Here is a 23,955-nt window from a genome sequence, read left to right as displayed (position 1 = left end):
ATTAGTGCGCAGCCGCCCGTTTTTGGTGCAATGATATTTACATTGCAATGCAGCAAAAAAATGATGACGCATTTACAAAACACTGTTACAACTTTTCTCGAAATCACTCTTCTTAGCTGTCTTGACACCTGGAAAAAAAGGCTGCTTTCCCTGCTCGATGACAATTGTGCAAATGCAGCAAACAGAAGATTGGCAAAACCGGTTTGGAACCCCATCGCGGCGCAGGCAGCGCTCTCGACGAACTGTTGTTTTTTCGCAGCAGCAACATGCTGTGCACTGCTGGAATGCTCCTGCTGCCGGCACCACGACAACATTTTCCGCACTCATCCATTCCTCACCGCAGGCCTGTGCGTGCCGCCCGTCCCGGAACAAGGCTGGCAGTTACATTTGTATCGATGCAAATTTAACATTGTGGTTTTAAGAATCCGGCAGAATCCAGCGTCCAGCGCCCTCCCGGCGGGGTCCACAGGCCATGCATTGCGTACAAGAAGGAGTAAAATGCCGCCTTGCGCCGCGCCACGCGGCTGCCCACTCTCCGCTAGATACGGAGCCCTGCACTTTTCGGATAGACACCATGTTGCGACTCAACGAAGTAAAACTCCCCCTCGAACACGACGAAGCGGCCCTGCCCGCCGCCATCCTGGCGCGCCTGGGCATCGCTGCGGCCGATTTGCTCGGCTTTACCGTCTTCAAACGCAGCTATGACGCGCGCAAGCGCAGCGCCGTGGTGTTGATTTACTCGCTGCATGTGGACGTCAAGAATGAAGCGGCCGTGCTGGCACGCCTGAGCCACGACATCCACCTGATGCCCGCGCCCGACACCGACTATAAATTTGTTGCCGGCGGCGAACAGCTGGCTGGACACAGCACTGAACCGCGTCCCATCGTCATCGGCACGGGCCCCTGCGGCCTGTTCGTGGCGCTGATCCTGGCGCAGATGGGCTTGCGCCCCCTCATCCTGGAACGGGGCAAGCAGGTGCGCGAGCGCACGGTCGACACCTTCGGCTTCTGGCGCAAGCGCGAACTCAATCCCGAATCGAACGTGCAGTTCGGCGAAGGCGGCGCCGGCACCTTCTCGGACGGCAAGCTGTACAGCCAGATCAAGGACCCCAAGCACTACGGCCGCAAGGTCTTGACGGAATTCGTCAAGGCGGGCGCGCCCGAGGAAATCATGTATGTGAGCAAGCCGCACATCGGCACCTTCCGCCTGGTCAAGATGGTGGAAGAAATGCGCGCCAATATCGAGCGGCTGGGCGGCGAATACCGTTTCAGCAGCAAGGTGGTCGACCTCGACATCGTGCCAGGCGCCGACGGCGGCCAGGTGCGCGGCGTGGTGCTGGACAATGGCGAAACCATCGCCAGCAACCACGTCGTGCTGGCCATCGGCCACAGCGCGCGCGACACCTTTGAAATGCTGCACAAGCGCGGCGTGTACATCGAAGCGAAACCGTTCTCGATCGGCTTCCGCGTGGAACACCCGCAATCCCTGATCGACAGCTGCCGCTTCGGCCCCAGCGCCGGCCACCCGATCCTGGGCGCGGCCGACTACAAGCTCGTGCACCACGCCAGCAATGGCCGTTCCGTCTACAGCTTCTGCATGTGCCCGGGCGGCACGGTGGTGGCGGCCGCCTCGGAACCGGGCCGCCTGGTGACGAACGGCATGAGCCAGTATTCGCGCAACGAGCGCAACGCCAACAGCGCCATCGTGGTCGGCATCACGCCGGCCGACTATCCGGGCGACCCGCTGGCCGGCATCGCCCTGCAGCGCGAACTGGAAGAGCGCGCATTTGCCTTGGGTGGCGGCAACTACGATGCTCCAGGGCAATTGGTCGGCGACTTCGTCGCTGGCCGCGCCTCGACGGAATTTGGCAGCGTGGTGCCGTCGTACAAGCCGGCCGTGCACCTGACGGACCTTGCGCCCTCGCTGCCCGAATACGCGATCACGGCGCTGCGTGAAGCGTTTCCGGCGTTCAACAAGCAAATCAAGGGCTATTACAAGGCCGACGCCGTGCTGACGGGCGTGGAAACGCGCACTTCGTCGCCGATCCGCATCAAGCGCCGCGACGACGACCTGCAAAGCCTGAACACGCGCGGCCTGTTCCCCGCCGGCGAAGGCGCCGGCTATGCGGGCGGCATCCTGTCGGCGGCCGTCGACGGCATCAAGGTGGCAGAAGCGGTGGCCCTGTCGATGGCGGCGCGCGGCTAGGCCACGCCGTCCCCGCCCTGCGGCGGGACGAAAAAAAACCGGCACAATGTGCCGGTTTTTTTATACCTGTACCTGACGATTAGAACTTGTACGAGGCATTCAGGTAGCCGGTACGGCCGCGCGGATCGTAGTAGCGGTCGTCATAGCCGAATTGCTGGCCGCGGTTCGCGCCGGACGTCGATGGCACGAATGGCGGGCTCTTGTCGGTCAGGTTCAGCACGCCTGCGGTGAGAACCCAGCTCTTGCTGGGCGTCCACACCGTTTGCCAGTCGAGCGTCGAATAGAAGCCCACTTGCATGCGGATCTTTTCCTGGCCCGTCACGGCGCCGGAGGCGTCGAGCACATCGACCGACGTTTCCTGGTCCTTGTAGCCGGACAGGAAGTTGACCGTCAGCGAGTTGGCCCAGTTGCCCGTTTTCAAGGTATTCGTCCACTGGCCGCGCGTGCGGAACGTCACCGTGCCCAGATCGGCGAAGTTGCCCAGCGCAGAATAATACTGGCCATTGCGTTCCTGCTGGATGTCTTCGCGCAGCATCCGCGTCGCGTTCAGCTGCGACGTAAACAGGCCGATGCCGGAGCGGTAACGGGCGCTGACATCGATATCGACACCGGTGGCAAACGATTTACCGAGGTTCTGGTTATCCGCCAGGAAGGCCAGGTAAGTCGTCCCCGTGCCCACGTCCTTGTTGACGCCCCAGGATTTCGGGAAGTTGGCCGGATTGGCGAACACCAGCTGCTCCGTCAACTGGCCGAAGGAATCGCGGATCTGCACATGCCACAGGTCGGCGCCCAGGGTGATGGCGCTGATCGGCTCGTAACGGAAACCGATGGTCGCCTGTTTCGATTTTTCAGGCTGCAAATCGCGGTTGCCGCCAGCCAGCTGGTCGTACTGGCGATTGCCTGGCTGACATTGTGCATTCAGACGCGTGGCGATGGCCTGCAGAGCCGGCGTACATGTGTACTTGTCGCTGGTGACGCCATAGCCGCGCTGCAGGGCGTTGACTTGCGGCACTGTCGGTGCATGGAAACCATTGCCGACCGAGCCGCGGATCAGCAAGGTGGGGGCCGGCGTCCACTTGAAGCTGGCCTTGGCCGTGGTGGCGCCGCCGAAGTCCGAGAATTCATCGAAACGCAAGGCTGCGCCCAGTTCCAGTTCCTTCAGCACGGGCGCGATGACTTCGCCAAAAATGCCTTTCGAGGTACGGCTGGCGCTGTATGGCTGGCTGCTGGCGGCGTCGCCGAAACGCTGGTCGCATTCCAGTCCCGTCGTGCCGCCGCACAAGGTGCCTTTGACCGGATCGGCCAGAATGCCTTGCGCAAACGGACTCGGCTTGGCCGAGAATTCCTCGCGGTTGATGTTGGCGCCCACGCCCAGCATCATGGCGCCGCCCGGCAGGCGTCGTATTTCCGTCGAACCATTCAAATTGATGGTTTGCAGGCGCGAGGTGCCGCCATCCCAATAGCCGGAGAACGCGGCGCCCTTGATGGCGTCCTGGGCGGCAGTGGACTGCTTGCCCGGGCCGACGAAGGGATCGAGCAAGCCGCTCGACGTGAGATTATTGACGGCGATGGCGCCGGGATAGCCGGAAATACTGCCTTTTACGCGGCTTTCCGAGAAGTTGTACGACGCATTGTAGTCCCAGCCGGCAGCAATGCCGCGCGTGCCGACCACCACGCTGGCGAAGTCCGCCGTATCCTTCGAGGTGCGCTGGCCCATGTCGAACAGCCGGTAAAATGCCGTGCTGTCGCCTGTAATGCCAATTGGCAATAAATATTTGTTATGCAGCGCCGTGCCCGCGTCGACGGCGATGGCGCCCGGCACGGGCGCGATGCGCGACGTCTGCTTGGTGCGCGACAGCAACACGTCCGCATACACTTCTTGGCCGGCGATCTTGAAGGTGCCCGAGGCCATGAAGTTGTCGCGTTTGCGTTCCGGATAGATTTCCAGATCCTTCACAAAATCATAGCCGCAGTAATCGTCGACCAGGCCGCTGCCATCGTTATACGGCTCGATCACGCGGAAGGTCTTGTCGGGGCAGGAGCCGTTGGTCTTCTGATAAGGGCTGATCAATTGTCCCTGGTCATCGGTGGCGTTGGCGGGAATCGGGCTGGCCGAGAATTGCTGTTTCTGATAGCGCTTGCCATTGGCCGAAAACTGCACCTTGCCCGTGCTGGCGAACGAGCGGTCGACCGAGCCCAGCTTGTCGCGCTCGTCGTGGCCGAAGGTCAGCACCACGTTGTAGCCATCGTCCTCCAGGTTGCCGAAGCCCTTGGTGGCGCTGATGCGTTTCTCGCGCGCGCCGTTTTTGGGCGCCGAATAGCCGATGGAGACGTCGCCTTCCGTCGTATCGTGCTTGGTAATGAAGTTGACCACGCCGGCAATGGCGTCGGCGCCGTACAGGGCGGATGCGCCGTCGGTCAGCAACTCGACGCGCTGAATGGCCGAAATGGGAATCGAATTCAAGTCGAAACCGGCGGCGAAGCCCGTCAAGGTCTGGCCGCCGAACTGGGCCAGACGCTTGCCGTTCAGCAAGACGAGCGTACGCGTCTCACCCACGTTGTGCACGGAAATGCCGGAGAAACCGAAGGTGCTGCCCCCGACCGAGGAACTTTCCGTCGTCGCGCCCTGGGCGGACGAGAGTTTCTTGACCAGGTCGGTGACGGACGTGGCGCCCGAGGTACGGATGGCTTCGGCGGTCAGGACGGTGACGGGCAAGGCGCCTTCGGCGGCGATGCGCTTGATCGACGAACCGGTGACTTCGACGCGCTGGATCTGCGTATCGGCCCCTTGTGCATCCTGCGCGATCGCCGGCTGTGACGCAACGGACAGCGCCGCTGCCACGCCACCGGCGCAAACGATGCGCACGGCATGAGATATGACGGTTTCTTTAAGCATGGTGAACCCTTTTTATTGTACGTTAGACAAGCAACGGATTTGCTATCCGCACTGCATTCGTTCACTTCAAGGCACTCTTTTCACCGCACATTCTTCAGGTCTCGGCCCAGCAAGGAACCCCACGACATTTGCGCGGAAACAGACACCAAATAACCGAAAGTTAACTCGGAAACTACATGGAATCACAATGCCAATCTTGGTGTCAACAGAACTCGGCACGTGTATGGCGCGCATACAACATTGTGAAAACAAGGGAGGATGGGGTACGCAGGCCACCTGAAAGTGGCGCAAACGCAGGCTTGCTCAGCTGGTCAGCTGGCCAGCGGCAGCCTGATCTGTATATGACAGCCGGGCGTGCTGTCGATGGCGCACACCTGGCCGCCCAGCTGCTGCACGATGGTGTAGACGATGTGCATGCCCAGGCCGGAGCCGCCCTGGCCCCGCTTGGTGGTGAAGAACGGTTCGAACATATGTTCGCGCACTGCCGGCGCCAGGCCGATGCCGTCGTCGGAAAAATCGAGCAGCAGCCAGCGCGCAGCCGCGTCGGTGTCATCCTCCTCGATGCGCGCGCGTATCGTGATGCGCCCCGGTCCGCCCTGCGGATAGCCATGGCGGGCGCTGTTCATCAGCAGGTTCGAGAGGATTTGCGACAGCTTGCCGGCCGCCAGGCGCACCTGGCAATCGGGCGCGATATCGAGTTCCACGCCCAGCGCCGCCTTGCGCAATTCCGGACTGTGCGCCGACACCAGGCCGTGCACATAGTCGTGCAGCGCCAGGTCGGCCACGTATTCGCTGACCTGGTCCACGGCCAGTTGCTTGAAATTGCCGATCAGGTCGGCGGCCCGCGCCAGGTTGCGTTCGATCAAGGCGGCCGCTCCCTTGAGCGACTCGGCAATGTCGATCAGTTCAGCACGGCTGACCTTGGCGCCGCCCAGCAGCTGCACCAGCTGGTCGGCATAGCTGCCCATGCTCGACGCGGCCGTCAGCGCCACGCCGATGGGCGTGTTGACTTCATGCGAGACACCGGCCACCAGCGAACCGAGGGCCGCCATCTGCTCTTGCTCGATCAGGTTGGCCTGCGCCGCCAGCAGCGATTCGGTGCGCACGCGCACGATTTCTTCCAGCTGCTGGGTGCGCTCCTGGTGCTGCAGCTCGGCCGCGCCGCGGGCCGAGAAGATCGACAGCAGCAGCAGCGCCAGCAAACGCTTGTTTTCATCGATGGGCCGCGTGTCGATGGCCGACAGGATGCCCAGGGTCTTGCCATCGGTATCGATCAGCGGCATGCCGACATAGCTTTCCGCCTGCATGTCGACGAGGAGGGTATCGAATGGAAAGCGACGCTGGATATCGCTGCCATGAAAACACATGCTCTGGCACGTCACGTCCTGGCATGGCGTGTGCTGCAGGCTGTATTCGATATTCGGCTGGTAACCGTCGCCGCCCCACAGGGCGAGGGTGCGGATGCCTTCGCTGCCATCTTCCAGGCGCACCAGGCGTCCGGCGATCACATAGTGCACGTCGAGCGCTTCGGCCAGGTCCTTGACGAGGATGCGCAGGAAGTCGTCGCCCCGGGCGTGCGCCGTCGAGGCGGTAATCGAGCGCAGAGCCGCTTCCGCCAGGGTGCGCCGCTGCTCGGCATCGAACAGGGGTTCTTGCGAATTCACATCAAACAACGGAATACTCATGAATGCTCCTGCACGGCACCGGAAGCGCAGGCACACCTGCCGGCGCGGCGACTCTCAGCCATGGCCCACCCCAGCGGACCTGCCGCGATTGTACCCCTGGCTATTGCTTAATAATACAGATACACAGGAATTTTTTACAGCCAGCCGGAACGCTTGAACAAGTAATACATATAACCGCAGACACAGCTCATCACTGCCACGGCGGCCGGATAGCCATAATGCCAGTCCAGCTCCGGCATGAACTTGAAGTTCATGCCCCAGATGCCGGCAAACGCCGTAAACACGGCGAAGATGGCCGCCCAGGCCGCCAATTGCTTGTTCACTTCGCTCTCGTCGATGGCCACCATCGACAGATTCACCTGGATCGCCGTGCTGATGGTGTCGCGGATGGTGTCGAGCGTGCCATTGATGCGCGCCAGGTGGTCGTGCACGTCGCGGAAATACTCCTGGGTATCGTGGCACAGGGGCGGCACGCGCCCGCCGTGCAGCTTGCCCACGGCTTCCATCAGGGGCGCCACCACATGGCGCAGGACCATGACCTTGCGTTTCAGCTGGTACAGCCGTTCGATATTGTCGCGCTCGGTGCCACGGTCGAAGATGCGGTCCTCGATCAGTTCCAGTTCCGATTCCAGCGCGTCGAGCACGGGAAAGTAGCGGTCGACGACGGCATCCATCAGCGCGTACAGCACGAAGGCCGAGCCCTGGCGCAGCAGATGCGGTTCGCGCTCGGCGCGCGCGCGCACGCCGAGGAAACCTTGCGAACTGTTGCTGCGCGACGAAAGCACGTAATTGGCGCCGACAAAAATGTCGACTTCGCCCAGCACCAGTTCGTTCTCGACCATTTCCACGGTTTTCACGACGGCAAACAGGGAATCGCCATATTCCTCGATCTTCGGGCGCTGGTGGCCCCGCTGCGCGTCTTCCACCGCCAGTTCGTGCAGGCAAAACTCGTGCTGCATCTGTTTCAGCTCGTCCGGCGTGGCGTCGAGCAGGGCGACCCAGACGAAACAATCGGGGCGCTCGACGTAATCGCTGATGTCGTCGATCGGCAAGTCGGCCAGTTTTTTGCCATCCTGGTAGGCCACGCAGTTTATGAGCATGCTATTCCACAGTTCAAGTTAACACCGGACGAAACAGTCCGGCAGGCGCCAGCTTACCTTATCGCCTGCAGTGCGTGTTGTGGCGTGCGAGGGACGCCGCGTGGAAAAGCGGACGGGGGAGCCCCCGTCCTGACCTGCATCAATCGTCCTTGGCGCCGTCGATGCCCAGTTCCGAGATCTTGCGGGTGATGGTGTTGCGGCCGATGCCCAGGCGCACGGCGGCATCGTTCTTGCGCCCATGCGTATGCTTGAGCGCCGTCTTGATCAGGGCCGACTCGAACTGGCGTCCCAGCACGGCCATGACTTCCTGCTGCCCCGCGCCCAGCATGCCGGCCGCCTGCAATTCCAGTAAACCAATCCAGCCCGGCGGCGCGCCGTTGGCGGGCGCGGCCGCCTCGAAGACCTGGCCGCCATGCGCATGGGCAACGGCCGCCGACGCAGGCTCGCCCGCCGCCGTGGTGGCCGCGCCATCGCCCTGCCCCTGCGTCAATTCCAGCGGCAAGTCCTTGATTTCCACCGTCTGGCCCGGCGCCATGACGGTGATCCAGTTGCACAGGTTTTCCAGCTGGCGCACATTGCCGGGCAAATCGAGGCTGCTGAGGAACTGCATCGTCGACTCGCTCATGCGTTTGGCTTCCACGCCCAACTGGCGTGCGCTTTGCACCAGGAAGTGGCGCACCAGGATGGGGATATCTTCGCGCCGCTCCCGCAAACTGGGCAGGCGCAGGCGGATCACGTTCAGCCGGTGATACAAGTCTTCGCGGAACAGGCCGTCGCGCACGCGCTGTTCCAGGTTCTGGTGCGTGGCCGTAATCACGCGCACGTTCGCCTTCATGGGCTGGTGGCCGCCGACGCGGTAGAAATGCCCGTCGGACAACACGCGCAAGAGGCGCGTCTGCAGGTCGAACGGCATGTCGCCGATCTCGTCGAGGAACAGGGTGCCGTTCTCCGCTTGCTCGAAGCGGCCCCGGCGCGTCGTCTGGGCGCCCGTAAACGCCCCCCGTTCATGGCCGAACAGTTCCGATTCCAGCAAATCCTTGGGTATTGCCGCCGTGTTGAGGGCAATGAACGGCTGCGCCGCGCGCGGGCTGTGCTTGTGCAGCGCGCGCGCCACGAGTTCCTTGCCGGAACCGGATTCGCCCGTGATGAGCACCGTCACGTTCGATTGCGACAGGCGGCCGATGGCGCGGAAGACTTCCTGCATGGCCGGCGCCTGGCCGAGGATTTCCGGCGTTTCCGACGGCCCCGACTCGACGCTGGTTTCGCGCAGGCTTTCTTCCAGCGCGCGGCGGATCAGCTCGACTGCCTTGTCGATGTCGAAGGGCTTGGCCAGGTATTCGAAGGCGCCGCCCTGGAAGGCTGCGACGGCCGAATCGAGGTCGGAAAAGGCCGTGATGATGATGACAGGCAAGCCGGGAAAGCGCGACTTGACCGTCTGCAACAATTCCAGGCCGGAGGCGCCCGGCATGCGGATATCGGACACGAGCACTTGCGGCGTGTCAAATTCCAGTGCGGCGATGGCGTCGCGCGCATTGGCAAAACTCTTGGTGGCGAGATTTTCCCGCGCCAGGGCTTTTTCCAGCACCCAGCGGATTGATTCGTCGTCGTCAACTATCCAGATTGGCTTCATTAGTGTGTGCGTCCCGCAATGGATTTCATGGGTGGGATACCTCCTCGCTTATGGCAAGGGTAGAACGATCCTGAAATCGGTGTATCCAGGCCGGCTTTCGCACTCGATCACGCCCAGGTGCTGTTGCACGAAGGTTTGCGCCAAGGTCAGTCCCAGCCCGCTGCCGCCTTCCCTGCCCGACACCAGCGGGTAGAAAATCCGGTCGCGGATCTGGGGTGCGATGCCCGGTCCATTGTCAATGATATGCAAGTCTAATGCCAGGCCGTAACGGACCTTGGCCAGGGTCACCTGGCGCGCCACGCGCGTCTTGAAAATCAGCTCCGCATCGCCCGCCTCGATGCGCTCGGCCAGGGCCTGCGCCGCGTTATGCGCGATGTTGAGCACGGTCTGTATCAATTGCTCCTTGTCGCCGCGAAACTCGGGGATCGAAGCGTCGTAATCGCGCGCAATGGTCAGGCCGCTGGGGAATTCGGCCAGGATCAGGCTGCGGACCCTTTCGCACACTTCGTGGATATTCACGTCGCCCACGATATGCGGGCGGCGGTGCGGCGCCAGCAGGCGGTCGACCAGGGTTTGCAGGCGGTCCGCTTCCTTGATGATGACTTGCGTGTATTCGCGCAGTTCGCTCAGGTGCAGGGCCGGCAATTCCAGTTCCAGCAGCTGGGCCGCGCCGCGGATGCCGCCCAGCGGGTTCTTGATTTCATGCGCCAGGTTGCGGATCAGCTCCTTGTTGACCTGGCTCTGGTCGAGGATGCGCTCCTCGCGGTCGAGCTTTAACTGCTGCACGTTCTCGCGCAGCTCGATCAGCACGCCGTCGCGCGGCGCGTCGAGCGCGCTGACGATGCTGTGCACGCGCAGCGGCTCGCGCCCCAGGCGCTCCAGGCTCAGGTCCTGGCGCAAGTCGGAAAACTTGTGTTCAAGCGCCTGCGCGCAAATGCCGGCCAGCTCCTCGGGATTGAGGAACAGCGCCGTCAGCTTTTGCCGCGACAGGGCCTTCAAGGAGCTTTCCAGCAGGTTTTCCGCCGCCGCGTTGGCGTAGCTGATGCGGCCGTCGCCATCGAGCAGGATCACGGCCGAGGCCAGCAAATCAAGGCCGGCCAGGTGGGCGGGACGGCTGGAATGGTTGTCTAGTGTCATGTGCTTTACCGGATATTCGCGATCTCGCGTTTCAGGGCCTCGACGTTTTGCTGTGTCCGGCTAATGTTGTCCTTCAACTGCGCCACTCTTTCCTGGTATTTCGCGTAGTTGCGCTCATTGCCCTGGCGCTCGGGCTGGCCGCCGTTAAATTCCAGGCGCTGCGCCGCCAGTTTCTGCTCTTCGCTGCGCAACTCGTCCTGCAGGATCTGGCGCCGGTCCAGGTCGCGCGCGCGCTGCTCGGCGCCATCGACCTTGGGAAACGCGCCGGCGGCAGGCGCCGCCGTGGCCGCCGCCTGCAGGGCGGGCCGTACCGGCGCACCGGCCAGCGGCGCCGTCCTGCGTGGCGGCTCCGTCATGGCGCCCGGCAAATCGAGCAGCTGGCAATGTTTGCCAGCACTCCTGTCCGTGTACGTCTTGTGTCCCTGCGCATCGGCGCACACATACAGCTGCCCGTGCGCCTGTGCCGCCGCGCCCAGCAATCCTGCCATCAGCGCCATTCTGTAATGCTTGGTCAATCTTCACTCCTGTCGGCTCGTGCCGCATCGTTCCTGGGCCGACTATACAACACCGCACTGTCACCGCCTTGGCGCCTTGCATAAAAAAACGCGGGCAAGACCATCGCCTCACCCGCGTTTTTTATTCACTACCGGCACATTGCCGGCGTGGCGCCATTACAGCGAGTAGTACATGTCGAACTCGGCAGGATGCGTGGTCATGCGCATGCGCTGTACGTCCTGCATTTTCAGTTCCAGGTAAGCGTCGATCATGGAATCGCTGAACACGCCGCCACGGGTCAGGAACTCGCGGTCCTTGTCCAGGGCTTCCAGTGCTTCTTCCAGCGAAGCGCACACGGTCGGGATCAGTGCATCTTCTTCCGGCGGCAGATGGTACAGATCTTTCGAGGCGGCTTCGCCCGGATGGATCTTGTTGGCAACACCGTCCAGGCCGGCCATCAGCAGTGCGGCGAAGCACAGGTACGGGTTCGCCAGTGGATCCGGGAAGCGCGCTTCGACGCGGCGGCCTTTTGGATTGGCCACGTGCGGAATACGGATCGAGGCGGAACGGTTTTTCGCCGAGTACGCCAGTTTCACTGGAGCTTCGTAGCCTGGTACCAGACGCTTGTACGAGTTGGTGCCCGGATTCGTGATCGCGTTCAGTGCCTTGGCGTGCTTGATGATGCCGCCGATGTAGTACAGGGCGAAATCGGACAGGCCGGCATAGCCGTCGCCGGCGAACAGGTTTTTGCCATCTTTCCATACGGATTGATGCACGTGCATGCCCGAACCGTTGTCGCCAACGATAGGTTTCGGCATGAAGGTGGCGGTCTTACCATAGCTGTGCGCCACGTTCCACACCACGTATTTCAGGTTTTGCGTCCAGTCGGCGCGCTCGACCAGGGTCGAGAACTTGGTGCCGATTTCATTTTGACCGGCGCCGGCCACTTCGTGATGATGTACCTCAACCGGGATGCCCAGCGATTCCAAAATCAGGCACATTTCCGAACGCATGTCCTGGAAGCTGTCCACTGGTGGCACTGGGAAATAGCCGCCCTTGACGGTAGGACGGTGGCCGCTGTTGCCGCCTTCGATATCCTTGCCGGTCGACCACGAACCTTCGTCCGAACCGATCTTGACGAAGCAGCCCGACATGTCGATCTTCCAGCGCACGCTGTCGAAGATGAAGAATTCCGGCTCAGGGCCGAAGTAGGCGGTGTCGCCCATGCCCGACGATTTCAGGTAGGCTTCGGCGCGTTTCGCGATCGAGCGCGGGTCGCGGTCGTAGCCCTTGCCGTCCGACGGTTCGATCACGTCGCACTGCATGAACAGGGTCGTTTCTTCCATGAACGGATCGATATTGGCCGTGTTTGGATCCGGCAACAAGATCATGTCGGACGCTTCAATGCCTTTCCAGCCAGCGATCGAAGAACCGTCAAAGGCGTGGCCCGACTCGAATTTGTCCATGTCGAAGTGCGACACGGGAACCGTCACGTGCTGCTCTTTACCACGGGTATCGGCAAAGCGGAAATCAACGAATTTGACTTCGTTTTCTTCTACCATCTTCAAGACTTCTGCGGCTGTCATTGCCATGCGTATCTCCTAAATGAATGTGGGGTGAGCCGACCTTAGTGCGTCTGGGCTGATGAAGCGAAGCAAACATTGCGTGCCACCAAAACTCATAAGGATCATAGCAGATTCCATGCCAGCTCCAGGAGCCCCCCGGTGCCGGCAACAAAATTACTGCCATCCCAGTGAAAGTTTTCATGCCCGCGATTTTGACACGCGTTTGCGTCAAATCAAGAATGCACTAAGCAAGTGCAAAAAACGAATAACGCACCATTATCGTGCATTTTGTGCGAATTACCGAAAAATGCCTCCTTGTGGTGCATGCGCCGTGCACCATGGATTCCCGTTTGCGGGGCGCGGACGGCGCACTATAATCGTACACACACCTGCCCACTTTCATCGAGGACGCCATGACCACCGCCGCCGACATCCTGACCACCGCCCGCAGCCGGGCCAATGAAGGTACGCCGTATGCCGGCGCCGTCACGCCGCAGGAAGCGTATGACTTGCTGCAAGGCGATGCCGCCGTCAAGCTCATCGATGTGCGCACGACTGCCGAGCGCGACTGGGTCGGCCGCGTCGACATCGCCGATACCCAGCATGGTGCGGTGCAGTGGGCCACCTACCCGGGCGGCGTGCCGAATCCCGACTTCCTCGCGCAACTGGCGGCCCAGGCCGGCAAGGACGAGGTGCTGCTGTTCCTGTGCCGCTCCGGCGTGCGTTCGCGCCATGCCGCCAAGCTGGCGACCGAACACGGCTATATCAACTGCTTCGACATCCTCGAAGGCTTCGAGGGCGACAAGGACGCCGACGGCCACCGCAAGCAGATCGGCGGCTGGTGCAAGGCGGGCTTGCCGTGGCTGGGCGCCTGACGCTGGCCGCCGAATTATCTGAACAGTGTTTGATCTGGCGGGCCACCATGCGGCCCGCCATCGGCTACAACCATCCATGCGCGCCCGATTTTCTCAAGAGCGGCGCCGATTCTCCTTGCGAATATGTACCTTATATAGTACAACGTAGAGGTGCGTCATGGATGCTTCCGGCTTGCGGCAGATTACCCTGCTGTTCTATGCGAACGGCAATGGCGGCGAACCCGTGCGCGACTGGCTCAAATCCTTGCCCGTCGAAGAACGTCATGTGATCGGGCAAGACTTGATGCATGCGCAATGGCGCTGGCCCGTGGGCATGCCCTTGTGCCGCCACCTGGGGCAGGGCTTGTCGGAGGTGCGCAGCAGCTTGCCCGGCAACCGCATTGCGCGCGTGCTGATCTGCCATCACGGCGATTGCCTGGTGGCGCTGCACGGCTTTATCAAGAAAACCCGCGCCACGCCGGACGACGACCTGGCGCTGGCCCGCAAACGCCACAAGGAATTGACATGAACGCCACCGCTCCCCACCTCGGCAGCAGTCTCGACGACTTCCTCAAGGAAGAAGGCATCTTTGAGCAAACGCAAACCCGCGCCATCAAGGAAGTGATCGCCTGGCAACTGACGCAGGCCATGCAGGAACAATCGCTGTCGAAGACGCGCATGGCGGCGCTGCTGCAGACGAGCCGTTCGCAACTCGACCGCCTGCTCGACCCCAGCAGCGACGTGACCCTCTCCACCCTGGAGCGGGCCGCCGCGCTGCTCGGGCGCAAGCTGTCGATCACCCTCGTTTAAGCGGGTTAAGCGCTCAGGCCGACTCGGCCGCCTCCGCGGCCGGATGCTCGCCCATCAGTGTCAGGATGCGCTTGCGCACGAAATTGATGTGGCTGCGCAAGCCGTACAGGCCATCGGCGAACGACAGCGGTATCGAGATCTGGTTGACCATTTCCTCGATCTGGTCGAGCCGTTTCAATTGTTCCGCATACACGTGCGCGCGCTGCCCTTCCGGCACGTCTTCCAGCGCCTGCTCCACCGTGCGCAGCTGGCCATACCAGCGGTACACGCGCGAACGGATGCGCCACACGTACAGGGGCGGCACGACGCGCGACAGGGGCAGGATCAAGGCCCCGAGCGCTACCACCAGCACCCACATGCGGTCGAAGAAATTAGCCAGCCAGAAACTCATGTAGCGCTGCAGCACGGGCGCGCCATCCTTGTAGAATTTCAACGCTTCCGGCGCCACGGGAATTTCCGTGTAGCGCGCGGACGGGAACTGTCCCTGCTGCTGGAACCAGCCCGTGCCGCCATGGATGCCGGCCGCCGCCTGCACGAACAGGTCGACCAGGGCCGGATGCAAGTCTTCGCGCGCGACCAGGGTGGCCGTCGGCGCGATCAGGTGATAATCCTGCGCGGGAATGTTTTGCCCCAGGTCGACGATGCCACGCGGCAAGACGACATGCGTGAGGAAAGGCAGGCGCCGCGTGTACGCCTCCGCTTGCGAAAAATCAAACAGCTTGATGCCCGGCGTTTGCAGCAGCATCTGGATCAGCGGCGCTTCCGGCGCCGAGCTGAACACGAGACCGTCGATGCGCCCTTCCAGCAGTTCCACCGTGGCGGGCGTGTTCTGCAAGTCGCTCACCGTCAGTTCCTTGGCTTCCACGCCATTGACGGACAGCAACTGCCGGAACAGGCCGGGCACGCCCGTGCCTTCCGGCCCCAGGTTGATCTTCATGCCCTTCAATTGCGTCAGCTCCGTCACGGCCTTGTCTTCGCGCATGAACAGCCAGACGGGTTCCGTAAACAGGCTGCCCAGGGAAATGAGGCCGTGGCGCTCGGCATCTTCGTGTTCCGTCGAGCCACTTTGCACGAAGGCGATATCGGTCTTGCCCGCGTTCAAGCGCTGCAGGTTTTCCTGCGAGCCCAGCGACGGCTGCAAGGTCACCTTGATGCCGTGCCTGGCCAGGGTGGCCGCGTACTTCTTGCCGAACTCTTCGTAGGCGCTATTGTCCTGCCCTGTCGACAGGGTTACCTTGCGCGGCGGCGCCGGGTCGACCAGCCAGTAAGCGAGCGCGCAAAACGCGCCGACCAGCAGCAAGGTGGGACCGGCGGTGGCGAGGAAATCGCGCACGGAAAAGCGGCTGAACGCGAGGATTTTGGACATGTGGTGGCGCATAGGTTTCATGGGTGGCTACGATGCCAAGAAAAGCTCAACTATGCAAGGCACTTTCACATGCGCGGCGTGGTCATTTCGGCTACAGTGGCAGATCACTCATTCGCCCTTCGGAGCCCTGCATGCTGAAAATTCTTGGAAAAGCCGCCTCGATCAATGTCCGCAAAGTCTTGTGGACGTGCGAGGAACTCGACCTGCCGTACGAACGCGAAGACTGGGGCAGCGGCTTTCGCGCCACGGACGACCCCGCCTTCCTGGCCCTGAACCCGAACGCCATGGTGCCCGTGCTGCTCGACGGCGACCTGGTGCTGTGGGAATCGAACACGATATGCCGCTACCTGTGCGCGCAGGCGGGCCGCGACGACTTGCTGCCGAGTAATCCCCGCACCCGCGCGGAAGTGGAAAAATGGATGGACTGGCAAATGGGCGACCTCAACAACAGCTGGCGCTACGCCTTCATGTCGCTGGTGCGCCACAGCCCCGCACACCAGGATGCGGCCCAGCTGGCCGCTGGTATTGCCGGATGGAACAAGATGATGGGCGTGCTGGAACAGCAGTTGCAGCGCACGGGCGCGTATGTGTGCGGTGAAACGTTCACCCTGGCGGATATCGTGCTGGGCCTGTCCGTCAAGCGCTGGCTGATGGCGCCCATGCAGCGCCCCGAGTATCCGGCCATCGCCGCGTATCACGCGCGCCTGGAAGGTAAAACGGCCGTGTTTGCCGGTTAATCCAGTTCGATTGCCTCGACCGTGCCGCCGATGACGTAGCAATCGCCATCGCGGCGCACCTCCTCCAGGGTCGCCGGGTCGTCGTGCGCATACGTGCCGTCGATATCCACGCACCAGACATCGCCAAAGCGCAGCAGCTTCACGCCGCAGCAGATGCGGTTGATGAAGTTGCCCGGCGTCTTTATCATCAATTCCCGCACCTCTCCCACCGTGATGGCCACCTGGCGCCAGACATTGCCTTCCAGCCCATGATTCCTCGCGTACAACACGATGCGCACGCTCTGCACGCCCCGGGGTCCATATGCTTGCTCGAATGATACGAGCGTGCCATCGTCAAAACGGTGATATTGCGCAAAGATCTGCTGTGTTCTTTCCATGGATTCTTTCTCCTCCATAAAAAAACCGGCCCATTCAGGCCGGCTTTTTAATGCAGCAACGATTTAATTCGTGCACTGCTTGGCCACGCCCTCGGCTGGCGCAGGCGGCTCGATCAGCGGCATCAGGCTCGGCGCCAGGGACACCAGCAGTTGCACGGGCAAGGCGCTGGTGAAATCGTAGTTCTTCGATTCCGGCCCCCGCACATACGCCGTCATGCTGCCATAGAAGCGCTCGCCGATATTGAAGACGAACGTGGCCGAACGGTTCACGTAGCGCGACTCGATCAGGCGGCCGCCGGCGCCATACACGTCGAAGCGCTGGTCGCCCGTGCCCGTCTTGCCGCCCATCGGGATCGGCACGCCGTCGGCGCCGACAAACGCCGTCTTCGCCCGTTTCGCCGTGCCGTCCGACACCACTTCGCGGATGGCCTTGGCGACAGCTTTCGCCACGTCCGGCGACAGCACTTGCTCCGCTTCCACCTTCGCGCCCCGCTTGACCATGGTGTCGTACGGCGTATTGGCGGCGAAATGCATGGAATCGATGCGCACGCTGGGTTTACGCACGCCATCGTTGATGATGATGCCCATCAACTCGGCCAGCGCGGCGGGACGGTCGGCCGACGCGCCCAGGGTGGTCGCGTAGGACGGTACAAGCGAATCGAACGGGTAACCCATCTTCTTCCACTGGCGGTGGATTTCCAGGAAACCTTCCACTTCCAGCAAGTTGGCGATGCGGCGGTCCTGCGCATGCTTGCGGTGCGTATTGAACAGCCATTTATACACTTCCTGGCGTTCCTTCTCGCTGGCCGCCACCATCTGCGACAGGGTGGAACCTTCGTGCTGGCGCAGATACGCCACCATCCACAGTTCCAGCGGATGCACATTGGCAAGGTAGCCCCGATCGGCCAGCGACCAGTTTTCCATCGCATACTGCTGGTACATCTTGGCCACGCGCTCGGGCGGTACTTCGTTTTGCGACGGTAAATTGGCGTTGAGGAAATCGCCAAATTCCGCGACGGTGCCCTTCGGATTGATGGTGCGGAAGATATTCGCCAGGCGCACGGGTGTCGGGCGGATACTGGCCAACAGGATCTTTTCCTGCTCGTCAACGCTCTTGCCGCGGTACTTCTGGTAGAAGCGGTGCAGGAATTCGCGCCCTTCCTTGTCGGCAAAACGGCTCAGGTACTGGGCCCGGCGCGGATCGTCCGCGTCCGCCAGCAGCGAGGCCGAGGAATCGGGACGCGAAAACATGTAGTAGCGGGCCACGTCGCGCATCAGGCGCACGAACACCAGGTTGGTCGACTGGCGCAGCGCCTGCTGCACCGTCATGATGCGGCTGTCGTCGAGCTTGGAGAAGTTGCCGAAATGGTGCAAGCCGCCGCCCGTGAAGAAGCCTTCGCCCGGGTTGCCCGAATATTTGCGTTCCATGGCGGCCGCCAGCATGGCGGGTAAATTGCGCGCCTCGCCCAGCGGCAAAGGTTTCAAATAAGCAATTGCCCACTGCGACAGCATGTCCTTCGGATCGACGGCAATCTTGCCCAGTTCGGCGGCGCCCATGCCGCTGTAGCGCTGGTGCAACTGGTCGATGATGTCCATATACGTCACCAGGGTGCGCAGCTTGGCCGTGGAACCGAGGTCCAGCTTGGCGCCTTCGTTGATGTCCAGCGGCTGGTCGTAGTTATCCGTCTGCACGCGCAGCAAGTTGGCTTGTTCGCCCTTTTGCAGCAAAGTAAAACTGTAGACCACGTTGGCGGGGTCGCCATTGCCCAGCATGCCCTTGCCCGTCAAGCCGGCCGCTTTCGCCACTTCCGGGTCGCGCAGCTCGCGCAAGACCTTGGTGACGGCGTTTTGCGCCTGCGCGTCGAGCGTGCTGACCACTTTCAGGTCGAGACGGTCGAGGTTATACAAACGCGGATCGCCCAGCATGCTGGCCAGGTGGTTGCGCACGGCATTCGATGCCTTGCGCGTGACGAACGAGGTCGACGCTTCCGATTGCACGCCCGAGGCCGTCGATGGGCGCAGCTTCTCGGCGATGGCCGCATTGCGCAGCTGCGGCGAGATCACGCCCGCTTGCGCCAGCAGGCGCAGATGGCTGTTGGTCAACTCTTCCAGGTCGGCGCCGCCTGCCACCAGGTAATGCGAGGGACGGCGCTGCGCGATCAGCAAGCTCAGCGCCTGCTTGTAGGCGAGCGCACTGCCCGGCTGGTCCATATTGCCTTTGAGCAAAGTTTTCACTTCGGAAAATGGACGGCCATACCAGACCCACATGCCGTCGCCGATCCCGTTGACCTCGCCAAAGCCGCTCTTTGCCGACAGCGGCACGGTATTGAGGTAATTGACAACGATCTTGCGCCGCGCTTCCATGGTATTTTCGCCATCCTGGTACGAGCGCAGGCTGGCCGACAGCATCTGCAGCAGCTTGTCCTGCATGGAACTGGTGCGGCCGTCTTCCGAATGGCGGTATTTTTCAATTTGCGTGGCCAGCGTGCTGCCGCCGCCGCCGCGGTGGCCGCCGAACAGGTTCAGCGCCTTGTCCAGAATCGCCTTGCTCAGGCGGTCCCATTCCACGGCCGGATTGCGCTCGGGAGTACCCGGATCGAGCAATTCGCGGTTTTCGATGAACAGCAGGCTTTGCACGAGCGCGGGCGGCGCTTCGGCAAAGCCGTCGAACATGCGCTCGGGATAGCTGGCCGCGAACAGGGGCGCGGCGCGGCAATCGAGGATGCTCAATCCCGCGCGGTTTTTCTCGTGATAGGTGGCAAAGATGCCCCGGTCGACCAGCTGCACCATCTTCGGCGACATGCGCGCCTGCGCCGTCACTTCATAGTCGCGCGCATTGAGCTTGCTAATAAAATCCGGCAGGCTGGCATAGCCGAGGCGCTCGTCATACGGGCCGTGCTGCGGATAGCGGATGGCGCCCGCCGGTGCGGGGCCGGGCTCGACCTTGAACGACAGCTGGCGGTCCAGGCGCGTGAAAAATTCCGCCTGCAGGGCCGAGGTGCGCACTTCGCGCATGACGAACCAGGCCACGCCGGCGATCAGCGCCAGCAGGATGATGGCAAAGATGGGCCAGATGCGCGAACGGCGCTTCTTCGGCGGGCTCGCCGGCGGCGGCGCCTCGGCAGCTGGATCAGAGGGGGGCCGCTCTTGCGCGGCCAGATTGACGCCTGTGTCTTTCATGGGATGCTGGGGTAAGGTTGGGTTTGGACGGCGCGGGAAATGCGGCAGCGATACCGCTCCGCGCGGGATAAGACGAGGGCCAGCCAGGGCCGGTCACAACAAAGCTTGCTTAACATGATGTCCATACCGGTAAATCAAAAAAACACGCTACTGCACAGGCAGGCGACCCCGCGTTTGACACGCAAGGTCCCTGTTCACCATTCCACCACATCGGCATGAAAACGACTGACGAGCGCGCACAAAAATCTTGCTTCATTGAAGATTTTCGCAAAAAAACAACGTCTTGGAATGTACGCTTGCGTACATAGATGCACGGCGGGCTGGACGCCGGCAAAAAAGCTGCCGGCGCCGGGCTGGCTGCATGTCAGATGGTGGTGTATTCCGCCTGCAAGATATCGAGTGCGGCGCACATCTGCGCGAAGGCGGCCGCCGCTTGCGCCGGCTCGCCCTTGACGCCCAGTTCGATATGCCGGCGCGTCTGCGCGTCGCCCACGCTGGGCAAGCTGAAAACCTTGATCAACGGAAACTCCGCTTCCAGCCGCACCATCAGCGGCGTCAGCAGGGATTCGGCCGTTTCGTACACGAGCAAGGCATGTTCCGCGTGCGGCACCTGGTTGAACAAATGGGGGTAATGCGTGTCCAGCACCCATTCGATCATGGGCCAGGACATGATGGGAAAGCCCGGCACGAAGTAATGCTCGCGCACGGCAAAGCCGGCAATCTTGTTGTACGGATTCGGAATCAGCTCGGCGCCTTCGACAAATTCCGCCATTTTCAGGCGGTGCAGGTTTTCCGGCGAGTGCAAATCGGCCGGCACGCCCGCCTCTACGCCCATTTCCGTGATGCGCTGCTGGATATTGATCTTGCCCTGCGGATGCAGCACCAGCGGCAAGCCCAGCGCATCGGCCGCCGCCTGGCGCGTATGGTCGTCCGGCGTGGCGCCGATGCCGCCAAAGCTGAAGACGATGTCGCCGCTGGCAAAGCTGCGCTTGAGCAAGGCGACCAGGCGGGCAGGCTCGTCGCCCACGTATTCCGCCCAGCTCAGCTGCAATCCCCGCGCCTTGAGCATTTGCACCACTTTCGGGAAATGCTGGTCCGTGCGCTTGCCCGACAGGATTTCGTCGCCGATGATGATCAATCCGATAGCCATGAAGCTTCCTCGTAGAATTCGATAAAAATACTCAAGCGTCCGCCGGCGCCACGTCGGTCATGCCGCGTACGCCCCGCAACCGCGACAGTGCTTCCAGGCAGTAATACTGGAACCACAGCCCCGTAAAGATGAATATCAGCACATACAGCCAGATGGCGAACGCCGCCAGGAAGGGGAAGAACACCACCGACATCGCGCCGCCCATCCACAGCAAGCCCGGCACGGCGCCGGCCGCGCCGGACACCATGCCGATGGCCAGCAGGGGCCAGCGCTGCGTGCGCATGATGGCGTGGCGCTCGTCCACGCTGGCGTAGTCGGCCATGGCGTCGTACGCCATCACGCGGTAGGTCAGCCAGCCCCACAGCACGGCTTGCCCCGCCAGGGCGGCCGGCGGAAACGCGTACAGGGGCAGCAGGATGACCCAGGCAACGATAAAGAGTAAAAACGTGGCCAGCGAAGTGCCGACGCTGCCGAGCAGGCTGCCGCCATGCTTCTTTTCCAGCTGAGGAAAGTGCCGCCCGCCGATATGGCGGCCGATGGCCGGCATGGCGAACAGGCCCATGAAGATCAGCGCCGTCAGGATCATCAGCGGCAGCAGCATGAACATGGCGATCAGCGGCACGATCACGGCTTTCAGCACGCCCAGGCCGAAGGTGGTCAGCACCTGGCCGCTGGTGCGGAAGAAATCGTACTGCGTGAACAGCGCATGCAGGCTGTCGATCAGCGGCTGCAAGCCCACGTACAGCAAGCCACCCCACAGCACCAGCGACAGGATGAACGGCGCCACGCTCAGCAGCAGTATCCTGCCATGCAATTGCGACAGGAAAGCACGGCCATACGAATTCAACACATTACGCATCAACGGCGTCCTTTTCGTTTAATTCTTGCAAATTCCACCATGCGGCGCAGGCCCAGCCATTGCTGCTGCCAGAAACCGCGGCCATAGTTGCGCCCCGGCCGGCCGACACCGTTGCTGTCGATGCGGGCCAGCTGGTCGCGCACGCCCGTGCGCGCATAGCCCGCCGAGAAATTCGCGGTGCCCAGCAGCATATCCCAAATCGGCAAGACCACGCCGAAGTTGCAACCACCCATGCTGCCCTTGCCTTTCGACTCGTGCCCCACGCCGATCGCGTGATGCGTGCGGTGGAAACGGGGCGAGATCAAGAGCCGCTCGCCGATGCGACCGAAGTGTATCCTCACATTCGCATGCTGCAAGCTTTGCAAAATGCGCGAAATCGACACCAGCAGCACATACTGGCCAGGCGGCACGCCAATGCCGAGCGCCACCAGCGCCATCACCACGTCGCGCAGGAAGTCATCGAGCAAGTGGTTGCGGTCATCGCTCCACAAATTCATGTTTTGCTGGCTGTGATGCAGGCTGTGCAAGCCCCACCACCAGCCGAAATGGTGCGAGGCCCGGTGGTAGCAATAGTCGACGAAGTCCAGTATCACAAAATAGATGATAAAACTGAGCAAGGGGCTGATGCCGGGCAACAGCGATTCCAGGTTCAATGGATGAATATTGTCGAAGCGCAAGGCGCCCGCCAATGCATCCATCAGCGGATCGAGCGTGAAGAAGACCACGACGGAAAACAGGCCGACGCGGTGCAGCACGGTATAGAGAAAATCGTTCCAGCGGGCGCGCGGGTCCGTCATCTTTTGCGCGGGAATCAAGGCTTCGAGCGGACGCAGCACGAGAAACAGCAGCACCAGTTCGCACAGGCCGATCAGCAGCCACTCCGTGCCCTCGAACGCTTCTTCCGTGAATTCGCCAAAGCCCAGGTGATACACAAGCGGGTTCACCACCGTCTGGAACAGCCATCCTTGCGCCGCGCCAAAGGCGTCGACCACGGCATCGATGACGGGCGTGACGAAGCTGACGATGTCGGCGGCGATCATGGCTGGCCCTTCTTCCGCGCATAGGCAGGATGCTCGCGCAGGGTGGCAAAGCAGAAACCCTTGTCTTGCAGGCCGGAAATCAAGGCGTCCAGGTTGGCCGGTGCCCACGGCTCCTTGCGCGACCAGATGCCCATGTGTGCAATGAAAATGTCGCCGCTGCGCAAGTTCGCCAGGGCTTTTTTCAGCAGCGTGGCGTTCGGATACTTATCACTGGGCAATTCATCGCCCGAATAGCCGGCCGGCGCCCAGCCCGCGTGCTGATAGCCGCAGGCGCTGCCGGCCGCCAGGGTGCGCGCCGACGTGTAGCCGCCCGGCGCGCGCCAGAACGGGTCGAGCTTGCGCCCGGTCAGCTCCTGGAAGCGCGTATCGACGCGGCGCAATTCCTCGCAGAACTGCTGATCCGTGAACGACGCCAGCTTGCCGCCATCCTTGCCGAACTGGGGCTTGACCTGGATCAAGCCGTTGGCCAGATCCTTCTTCCAGTACACGTGGTCAAACGTATGCGTGCCGAACGCATGGCCTTCGGCCACGCGGGCTTTCCAGTACGGCGCCCACGAGTCATCGAGCGAATAGTCGCCCCGCGTGGTCTTTTCATTGGCCAGGAAGAAGGTTGCCTTCACATGGCGCTTGTTCAGCACGTCGGCGATCAGCTGCGCTTGCGACTGGCTACCCGTGTCGAAGGTCATGTAGATGGTGCCCTTGCAGGCGGCCGGCGCTGGCGATGCAACTGGGGATGCGGCTGGGGCAGCAGATACGGCGGCAGGTACGGCAGCAGGTGCGGCGGCATGCGCGGGCGACAGCATGGCGTTGGCGCACAGCAGCATGGCGGGCCCGTGGCCCGCGAAAATGAAGCGTTTCATCATCACCG

19 protein-coding genes are annotated in these 23,955 nt (G+C 62.1%); 5 read left to right on the top strand and 14 right to left on the bottom strand.

The annotated features are described in order from the left end of the window. Positions 1-574: 574 nt before the first annotated feature. A complete protein-coding gene (locus tag O0881_RS23575) occupies positions 575-2,206 on the top strand; it encodes an NAD(P)/FAD-dependent oxidoreductase (RefSeq protein WP_289913310.1) in 1,632 nt (543 codons plus the stop codon). Positions 2,207-2,285: 79 nt separating this feature from the next. Here O0881_RS23575 and O0881_RS23570 read toward each other — a convergent pair whose 3' ends face one another. The 7 genes from O0881_RS23570 to glnA form a co-directional block, all read right to left on the bottom strand. Further along, a complete protein-coding gene (locus O0881_RS23570; protein ID WP_289913309.1) occupies positions 2,286-5,102 on the bottom strand; it encodes a TonB-dependent receptor in 2,817 nt (938 codons plus the stop codon). A 311-nt stretch (positions 5,103-5,413) separates the two neighbouring features. Then, positions 5,414-6,787, bottom strand: coding sequence for a GAF domain-containing sensor histidine kinase (locus O0881_RS23565; protein ID WP_099665309.1), 1,374 nt, complete (start codon positions 6,785-6,787; stop codon positions 5,414-5,416). Between the two features lie 134 nt (positions 6,788-6,921). Next, positions 6,922-7,887, bottom strand: coding sequence for a magnesium/cobalt transporter CorA (gene corA, locus O0881_RS23560; protein WP_034760218.1), 966 nt, complete (start codon positions 7,885-7,887; stop codon positions 6,922-6,924). Between the two features lie 139 nt (positions 7,888-8,026). Continuing rightward, a complete protein-coding gene (gene ntrC / locus O0881_RS23555) occupies positions 8,027-9,517 on the bottom strand; it encodes a nitrogen regulation protein NR(I) (protein WP_289913308.1) in 1,491 nt (496 codons plus the stop codon). A 48-nt stretch (positions 9,518-9,565) separates the two neighbouring features. After that, positions 9,566-10,654, bottom strand: a complete 1,089-nt coding sequence (glnL, locus tag O0881_RS23550; RefSeq protein WP_251349796.1) for a nitrogen regulation protein NR(II) — start codon at positions 10,652-10,654, stop codon at positions 9,566-9,568. A gap of 5 nt (positions 10,655-10,659) precedes the next feature. Beyond that, positions 10,660-11,169: a DUF4124 domain-containing protein gene (locus tag O0881_RS23545; RefSeq protein WP_306558298.1), complete on the bottom strand. Its 510-nt coding sequence runs from the start codon at positions 11,167-11,169 to the stop codon at positions 10,660-10,662. Positions 11,170-11,325: 156 nt separating this feature from the next. Next, a complete protein-coding gene (glnA, locus tag O0881_RS23540; RefSeq protein WP_070219258.1) occupies positions 11,326-12,741 on the bottom strand; it encodes a type I glutamate--ammonia ligase in 1,416 nt (471 codons plus the stop codon). A 386-nt stretch (positions 12,742-13,127) separates the two neighbouring features. Between glnA and O0881_RS23535 the strand changes: the two genes are divergently transcribed. From O0881_RS23535 to O0881_RS23525, 3 genes are all read left to right on the top strand, one after another. Continuing rightward, positions 13,128-13,589: a rhodanese-like domain-containing protein gene (locus tag O0881_RS23535; RefSeq protein ID WP_099665312.1), complete on the top strand. Its 462-nt coding sequence runs from the start codon at positions 13,128-13,130 to the stop codon at positions 13,587-13,589. A 157-nt stretch (positions 13,590-13,746) separates the two neighbouring features. Continuing rightward, positions 13,747-14,097, top strand: coding sequence for a type II toxin-antitoxin system RelE/ParE family toxin (locus O0881_RS23530; protein WP_289899850.1), 351 nt, complete (start codon positions 13,747-13,749; stop codon positions 14,095-14,097). Further along, positions 14,094-14,378: a helix-turn-helix domain-containing protein gene (locus O0881_RS23525; RefSeq protein ID WP_251349794.1), complete on the top strand. Its 285-nt coding sequence runs from the start codon at positions 14,094-14,096 to the stop codon at positions 14,376-14,378. The genes O0881_RS23530 and O0881_RS23525 overlap by 4 nt, the downstream gene beginning before the upstream one ends. A 13-nt stretch (positions 14,379-14,391) precedes the next feature. Here O0881_RS23525 and O0881_RS23520 read toward each other — a convergent pair whose 3' ends face one another. Next, positions 14,392-15,744, bottom strand: coding sequence for a TAXI family TRAP transporter solute-binding subunit (locus O0881_RS23520; RefSeq protein ID WP_289913307.1), 1,353 nt, complete (start codon positions 15,742-15,744; stop codon positions 14,392-14,394). Between the two features lie 131 nt (positions 15,745-15,875). Between O0881_RS23520 and O0881_RS23515 the strand changes: the two genes are divergently transcribed. Then, positions 15,876-16,481 carry a glutathione S-transferase gene (locus O0881_RS23515; protein WP_289913306.1) on the top strand — a complete coding sequence of 202 codons (606 nt, stop codon included), beginning with the start codon at positions 15,876-15,878 and terminating at the stop codon, positions 16,479-16,481. Here O0881_RS23515 and O0881_RS23510 read toward each other — a convergent pair. The 6 genes from O0881_RS23510 to O0881_RS23485 all read right to left on the bottom strand — a co-directional run bounded on the left by O0881_RS23510 (position 16,478) and on the right by O0881_RS23485 (position 23,890). After that, positions 16,478-16,858, bottom strand: a complete 381-nt coding sequence (locus tag O0881_RS23510) for a hypothetical protein (protein ID WP_289913305.1) — start codon at positions 16,856-16,858, stop codon at positions 16,478-16,480. The genes O0881_RS23515 and O0881_RS23510 overlap by 4 nt on opposite strands. Positions 16,859-16,921: 63 nt before the next feature. Next, positions 16,922-20,038, bottom strand: coding sequence for a transglycosylase domain-containing protein (locus O0881_RS23505; RefSeq protein ID WP_289913304.1), 3,117 nt, complete (start codon positions 20,036-20,038; stop codon positions 16,922-16,924). Between the two features lie 364 nt (positions 20,039-20,402). Continuing rightward, complete coding sequence (locus tag O0881_RS23500; protein WP_099665318.1) at positions 20,403-21,188, bottom strand: molybdopterin-binding protein; 786 nt, start codon at positions 21,186-21,188, stop codon at positions 20,403-20,405. 31 nt (positions 21,189-21,219) lie between these two features. Next, entirely contained in the window at positions 21,220-22,047 is an 828-nt protein-coding gene (locus tag O0881_RS23495) for an EI24 domain-containing protein (protein ID WP_099665319.1), read from the bottom strand. Next, the gene (locus O0881_RS23490; protein WP_289906356.1) at positions 22,047-23,087 is read right to left on the bottom strand and encodes a sterol desaturase family protein; all 1,041 of its coding nucleotides are present in this window, start codon (positions 23,085-23,087) and stop codon (positions 22,047-22,049) included. Before O0881_RS23490 ends, O0881_RS23495 begins: the two co-directional genes overlap by 1 nt. Continuing rightward, positions 23,084-23,890, bottom strand: coding sequence for a polysaccharide deacetylase family protein (locus O0881_RS23485; RefSeq protein ID WP_289913546.1), 807 nt, complete (start codon positions 23,888-23,890; stop codon positions 23,084-23,086). The genes O0881_RS23490 and O0881_RS23485 overlap by 4 nt, the downstream gene beginning before the upstream one ends. Between the last annotated feature and the right edge of the window lie 65 nt (positions 23,891-23,955).

The sequence above is a fragment of the Janthinobacterium sp. SUN100 genome, assembly GCF_030397705.1.
GTDB lineage: Bacteria > Pseudomonadota > Gammaproteobacteria > Burkholderiales > Burkholderiaceae_D > Janthinobacterium > Janthinobacterium kumbetense.
This window is presented reverse-complemented; position numbering and strand designations above follow the sequence as displayed.